The sequence below is a fragment of the Tardiphaga sp. genome, from assembly GCF_028290495.1.
GTDB lineage: Bacteria > Pseudomonadota > Alphaproteobacteria > Rhizobiales > Xanthobacteraceae > Tardiphaga.
In genome coordinates, this window is sequence record NZ_JAQGJT010000072.1 from 1 (window position 1) to 6,213 (window position 6,213).

Consider the following 6,213-nt stretch of genomic DNA (forward strand, 5'->3'; position numbering starts at 1 on the left):
CCGTATCGTGGTAGCCGTGCGGCGTGCGTGCCAGAAAGCGCGGCGGATCGTTCGGGAAAATCTTTGCGAGAGCATTCGTCACATCATCCGCAAATACATTCTCCTCGATGCGATCCCATACGTTGAATAAAAAATGTCCTCCGGGCTTCAGGACTCGCTTTGCTTCGCGGTAGGCAGATGAGCGGTCGGGAAAGAACATCGCGCCGAACTGACAACAAACGAGATCGAAGGCCGCATTTTCAAACGGCAGCGCCAGAGCATCCGCTTGGCGCCGTTTGATGCGACTGTCGGGAGCTTGTCGCGAAGCGGCGTAGTCGAGCATCGGTTGGTTGAAGTCGGTTACTATATAAACTGCGCCGGGGGACAGTTTTGGCGCCAATGCGCGGGTGACAACTCCGGTACCCGCGGCGGTTTCCAAAACGGTGCTTGGCGACAAGGACGCCGCTCGTTGTGCAAGATCTGCGGCGAACGGCTCGAAAATCAACGGCACCATGTAGCGGTCGTAGTTTTCCGGAATTGAGTCAGCGAACACCTTGTCCGTTTCCAGCATTGCTATCATCCGCTGTTCGTTTGATCGCTCGCGAGACTAGCATGTAGTTGTCGGCTTTGGGTCGCTCTCGACCGAGAGCCGTCCAACAGGATATGCGGCGATGTCGGCTGTAGGCCAACCGGCTCAACTCGAATGCGGGTGATCGAAGCCCGGCGTTTCTATCGGGCGGGCTTATAACCTTTGACGACGGACTCCGACTTCTTCAGGGCAGCCACAAGTTCCGCCCCGGTCATCAATGCAGTGGTATGGCTGGATTTGATTGCGCCACCCGCCGCAATCGCTACGGCGATGGCCGCCATGCTCTCGATATTCGGCACGTCGGCGATCAGAATAACGTCATATTTGCCTAAGCAATACCAGCCACCGATCATCGTTCCTCCGACGACCTGAGTCGCCTGCCGTCCAACGGATTCAACGCGGTTTTGCGGATTCTTCATTTGCGCTGCCCATGATTCTGCCGTGTAGGCAGCCTGATACATATAGAGCGGCATGTTCAAACTCCGTCAGCCGAGATGATCCTGACCTTTCACCGGAAGAACAGCGCGAGCTTCGCCGTTTTCACGGCACGGCCAATCATTATTCGCGCGATGATGCCGGCGCCGGTCTGCATGGTGGCGCCGATTGCCCAGCTCAAACAGATGATGCCAGCCGTGCCGGCGCCCAAGGTTTCGCCTAGAACGATACTGGAGACTGATGCCATCGCCGCCACCGAGGTTAGGAAAGTGCCGGCCGCAGTTAGCAGTTCCACCATATCCGCACTGGTGCCCAGCCCATGCCATAGCGGCAGATGTGTGCGGTGATCGGGAGGAGCCTGGGGCAGATCGATCCCGAGATAAAAGCCGGTGGCCCCGTAGATGATCATGGCGAGCACGGCTTCAGCCGAACCAATGAGTTCGATGAAGCGACTTGCCTCGGCAACGAACAACCCACAGGCGGCCCCGACCAAAGCGAGTCCGATCCGTTCGAGGACGTGCGCCAACCTGCTGAGGGTCGAGCGCGTATGCCATGATTCGTTGGGCTTGATGATCATTTGATCCTCGTCTGCCCATTGCCTGCTTGAGGGGAAGTCCTTTTAGTCCGCCCCCCCGTAATGACAAGCAGCAGTGCTTACCTAAATTGAATCGGTCGGCGGTCTATTTCGATCGGTTGAGCTAACGAACCTGGGAAAAATGAGGGGGTAGCCCACACACCTCTCCGCAAGAAAATAATAGATCCTGAGCCAAACGAAACTGGCTCCGCCAATTTCGTTTGAGCGAAGCAATCCAGAAGCCACGGGAAGACTGGATTGCTTTGTCGCAAGTGCTCCTCGCAATGACGGGGAGGGAGTATCGCGTGTGAATCTCACGTGTCCTATCGCCAGTGGTCTTTTCTGAAATTTTCAAGGTCACTCAACCGCGGCGATCGGTAGCCGTCGCGCGGGTAGAAATACGTGTTCCGATGCGGCAAAATGCGGCATGAGCCATAACACCCCGTTGATTTCCACCGTCGTCGTCGGCCTCGTGCTGGCTTTTATTCTCGGTACCCTCGCGCATCGCATCCGCGTCTCGCCGCTGGTCGGCTACCTGATGGCCGGCGTGCTGATGGGGCCGTTCACGCCCGGTTATGTCGCCAATCAGAACATCGCCAATGAACTCGCGGAAATCGGTATCATCCTGCTGATGTTCGGCGTCGGACTGCATTTCTCGATGAAGGACCTGCTCTCGGTCCGAAAGATCGCCATCCCCGGGGCGGTGGTGCAGATCACCGTTGCGACGCTGCTCGGCATGGGCCTCGGCCACCTGCTCGGCTGGCCGATCGGCGGTGGGCTGGTGTTCGGCCTTGCGCTGTCGGTGGCGTCCACCGTGGTGCTGCTGCGCGCTCTGCAGGAGCGGCGGCTCGTCGATAGTGAGCGCGGCCGCATCGCGGTCGGCTGGCTGATCGTCGAAGACCTTGCGATGGTGCTGACGCTGGTGCTGCTGCCAGCGCTTGCGGGCATCCTGAATGGCGAGGCCGGCCAAGGCGCCGATCTTTCCGCGATCGCGATGCCAGTGCTGGTCACGCTCGGCAAGGTCGCGGCCTTCGTGGTGTTCATGCTGGTGGTGGGCCGTCGCGTGATTCCGTGGCTGCTGCATTACGTGGCGCATACCGGCTCGCGCGAGTTGTTTCGGCTCGCGGTATTTGCGATCTCGCTCGGCGTCGCCTTCGGCGCGGCGATCCTGTTCGACGTGTCGTTCGCGCTCGGCGCATTCTTCGCCGGCATGATCCTCAGTGAATCCGAGCTGAGCCAGCGCGCCGCCAGCGAGACGTTGCCGCTGCGCGATGCCTTCGCGGTGCTGTTCTTCGTCTCGGTCGGCATGCTGGTCGATCCCGCCATCGTCCTGCGCGAGCCGCTGCCACTGCTCGCCACCGTGCTGATCATCATCTTCGGCAAGTCGATTGCCGCCTTCGGCATCGTCCGGCTGTTCGGTTACCCCACGTCGACCGCGCTGACGATCTCCGCGTCGCTGGCGCAGATCGGCGAGTTCTCTTTCATTCTCGTCAGTCTCGGTGTCAGCCTCGCGCTGCTGCCGGACCGCGGCCGCGACCTGGTGCTGGCCGGCGCGATCATCTCGATCATGCTCAATCCGATGTTCTTCGCGCTGCTCGATCGTTTTCTGGCAAAGGACGACGCCAAGGTTGCAGCGAAGGCTACCGCGGATAAGGCCGTGCCGCGGGTGCCATTGCCGGAAACCCAACTCAGCAATCACGTCGTGCTGATCGGCCACGGCCGCGTCGGCAAGGTGGTCAGCGCCGCGCTGCGCCAAAGCGGCACCTCGGTGCTGGTGATCGAGGACAGTCCGGGGCTCGTCGAGCAGTTACACAAGGACGGCGTCGAGGTTCTGCTCGGCAATGCGGCAGCGCCCGATATGCTGCAGGCCGCCAACGTTGCCGGCGCGCGAGGCCTGCTGGTGGCGATCCCCGACGCCTTCGAGGGCGGCCAGATCGTCGCCAAGGCCCGCGCGCTGTCAGCTACGCTGCCGATCATCGCGCGCGCCCATTCCGAGGAAGAGATCGCTCATCTCAAGCACCACGGCGCCAATGTCGTGATCATGGGCGAACAGGAAATCGCCAAGGCAATGATCGCGCAGATCGGGACGGGCGCGGTGGCGACGGCGTAACGGCGACAACAAGCTGTCATTCCGGGATGCAGCAGACGACGTAGCCGGCTGATGCAGGTCCGGAATCCCGAGATGAGGAGGATCCACATGTCGGGGTTCCGGGTTCGCTCGCGCTGCTGCGCTCGCGCCCCGGAACGACAGAGCGTGTTACTTCGCGATCGTCCGGCGCAGAAACGCAAATCCGAGCGCCTGACTTTGCGCCTGCTTGCTGTTGTCCACCGCGCCGGAATGACCCCCGGCGACGGTTTCGTTGAACCATACGGGATAGCCCAGTTCTTCCAGTCGCGCCGCCATCTTGCGGGCGTGGCCGGGATGGACGCGGTCGTCGGTGCGGTTGGTGGTGATGAAGATCGGCGGATAGGTCCGGCCTTCTTCGATCAGATGATACGGCGAGAATTTCCGGATGAACGCCCACTCGTCCGGAATTTCCGGATCGCCATACTCCGCAATCCAGCTCTGGCCGGCGAGCAGCTTGGTGTAGCGCGCCATGTCGAGCAGCGGCACGCTGCACCAGATCGCGCCGAACAATTCCGGATAGCGCGTCAGCATGTTGCCGACCAGCAAGCCGCCATTGCTGCCGCCGTGGCAGGCCAGCTTCGCGGCGGACGTGACCCCTGATGCCGCGAGATCGCGCGCGACTGACGCGAAATCGTCATGCGCTACATGTTTGGTCACCTTTCGCGAGGCGAGATGCCACGCCGGGCCGAATTCGCCGCCGCCGCGGATATTGGCCAGCGCGTAAAGATTGCCGGCCTCCAGCCAGAGCTTGCCGGTGACGCCCATGTAAGACGGCGTCAGCGACACTTCGAAGCCGCCATAGCCGTACAGGATCGTCGGCCGCGGCGTGCTCTGGTCGCCGAGGTTCTTGCCGATAAGGAAGTAGGGAATTTTGGTGCCGTCCGCGGCGACCGCGTGGCACTGCTTCACCTCGATGCCATCGGCCTTGAACGACATTGGCGAATGCTTCAGCTCTTCCAGGGCGCCGGCGCCATGCCATAAAGCAGTGGTGGTGGGCCGGTCAAAGCCGGTCACCGCCAGCAGCACGTCCTCGCCAAGATCCGCATCGTCCTCGCCGCCGAACGCCGAGGCGCTGATCGAGGCGTTGTCCGGCAGATCGGGAAGCGGGCTCTCGCGCCAGCCTTCACCATCGCGCGCCGCCAGCGTGATGCGGCCGCGAACATTGTCGAGGATTTCCAGCACCACGCCGTGCCGTGTCTCGAGCCAGGATTGCAGCGCGCGGGTCGGCGTCGGCGTGAAGACGATCTCGAAGTCGCGGGCGCCGCCGATGAAGCGATCGAGATTGATGATGGCGACCGCGCCGGTCGGGATGGTGATATCGCCGACGGTCCAGTCGTGCTTCGGGCTGACGATGAGATCGTCGGCGTCGCAGCCGATCGAGACTTCGTCGGGTAAGTCCAGCCGCACGCGCTGTCCAGCATGCGGTCCCTCCGCCTGTTCGACGAAGATATGCGAGCGCGTAAAATCCAGCGCGCGCCAATACATCGCGCGCCGATGCGTCGGCCGGCAGTTGACGCCGAACCACGCCGCGACGTCCTGCTTCTCGGCCTCGAACACCGTCTCCGCGGAGGCCAGCGGCGTGCCGCGCTTCCATTTACGGACCACGCGGGCATAGCCGGCCTCGGTAGTGTCATCGGGCGTCTGTGCGCTGCCGAACAGCAGCGTGTCCTGATCCTGCCAATTCACCTGTGTCTTGCCCTTCGGAATGAAGAAGCCTTCAGCGACAAAGCTTTTGCCGGCGATATCGAATTCGCGGACTTCGATGGCGTCGGTGCCGTTGAATGAAAGGCTGATCAGTGCGCGGCTTTTGTCCGGCGAGCGCGCCGCGCCGGCAAACGCCCAGGAGATGCCTTCGGCCGCGTTGAGCGCGTCGATGTCGAGCAGCACATCCCAGTTCGGCGCATCGGTCTTGTAGGAGGCGAGCGTCGTGCGCCGCCACAGGCCGCGCGGATGGGCGGCGTCCTTCCAGAAATTATACAGGTGGTCGCCGGACTTGCCGACGAAGGGAATCCGGTCGTCGGCGTTGAGGATCTTCAGCACGGCGTCGAAGTCGGCGCGGTAGGCGTCGTCGCACAGCGCCGCATCGGTGCGGGCATTCTGCGCCTCGACCCAGGCTACCGCGCGCTCGCCCTCGATCTCCTCGAGCCAGAGCAGGGGATCGTTATGGCCATCGGCCGGGTTGTTTGAAGCCATCGTCGATCTCCCTCAAAAGAAAAGTCCGGGCGCCTTGCGGCAGCCCGGACCCTGTTGGTGCGTTCAGCGTGGCCCGGACTTAAGCGGCGGGCGCCATCGCCTTGGTCAGGTTTTCCGCGACCTTGTCGAGGAAGCCCGTGGTCGAGAGCCAGCGCTGGTCGGCGCCGACCAGGAGCGCGAGATCTTTGGTCATGTAGCCGGCTTCGACGGTGTCGACGCAGACCTTCTCCAGCGTCTTGGAGAACTTCGCCAGCTCGGCATTGTTGTCGAGCTTGGCGCGGTGGGCCAGACCCTGGGTCCAGGCGAAGATCGAGG

The 6,213-nt window shown here is 62.4% G+C and carries 5 protein-coding genes and 1 pseudogene; 1 reads left to right on the forward strand and 5 read right to left on the reverse strand.

What is annotated here, in order from left to right; all coding sequences use genetic code 11:
- From JWQ24_RS13370 to JWQ24_RS13380, 3 genes are all read right to left on the reverse strand, one after another.
- Window positions 1-550 (reverse strand): class I SAM-dependent methyltransferase (locus tag JWQ24_RS13370; RefSeq protein WP_299808536.1); only part of this gene is annotated, 550 nt, incomplete at its 3' end.
- A gap of 158 nt (window positions 551-708) precedes the next feature.
- The gene (locus JWQ24_RS13375) at window positions 709-1,041 is read right to left on the reverse strand and encodes a GYD domain-containing protein (RefSeq protein WP_299808539.1); all 333 of its coding nucleotides are present in this window, start codon (window positions 1,039-1,041) and stop codon (window positions 709-711) included.
- Window positions 1,042-1,076: 35 nt separating this feature from the next.
- Entirely contained in the window at window positions 1,077-1,580 is a 504-nt protein-coding gene (locus tag JWQ24_RS13380) for a hypothetical protein (RefSeq protein ID WP_299808543.1), read from the reverse strand.
- A 424-nt stretch (window positions 1,581-2,004) separates the two neighbouring features.
- Between JWQ24_RS13380 and ybaL the strand changes: the two genes are divergently transcribed.
- Window positions 2,005-3,687: a YbaL family putative K(+) efflux transporter gene (gene ybaL / locus JWQ24_RS13385; RefSeq protein WP_299808546.1), complete on the forward strand. Its 1,683-nt coding sequence runs from the start codon at window positions 2,005-2,007 to the stop codon at window positions 3,685-3,687.
- Window positions 3,688-3,834: 147 nt separating this feature from the next.
- Here the strand turns inward: ybaL and JWQ24_RS13390 are convergent, their stop codons facing one another.
- Window positions 3,835-5,898, reverse strand: coding sequence for a prolyl oligopeptidase family serine peptidase (locus tag JWQ24_RS13390; protein WP_299808548.1), 2,064 nt, complete (start codon window positions 5,896-5,898; stop codon window positions 3,835-3,837).
- A gap of 79 nt (window positions 5,899-5,977) precedes the next feature.
- Window positions 5,978-6,213, reverse strand: a pseudogene (locus JWQ24_RS13395) (isocitrate/isopropylmalate family dehydrogenase); the annotation flags it as partial.

Excerpts from the sequence above, each read along its gene's own strand:
- JWQ24_RS13380 (WP_299808543.1), bottom strand. The coding sequence starts at position 1,580 with ATGATCATCAAGCCCAACGAATCATGGCATACGCGCTCGACCCTCAGC.
- JWQ24_RS13375 (WP_299808539.1), bottom strand. The coding sequence starts at position 1,041 with ATGCCGCTCTATATGTATCAGGCTGCCTACACGGCAGAATCATGGGCA.
- ybaL (WP_299808546.1), top strand. The coding sequence starts at position 2,005 with ATGAGCCATAACACCCCGTTGATTTCCACCGTCGTCGTCGGCCTCGTG.
- JWQ24_RS13390 (WP_299808548.1), bottom strand. The coding sequence starts at position 5,898 with ATGGCTTCAAACAACCCGGCCGATGGCCATAACGATCCCCTGCTCTGG.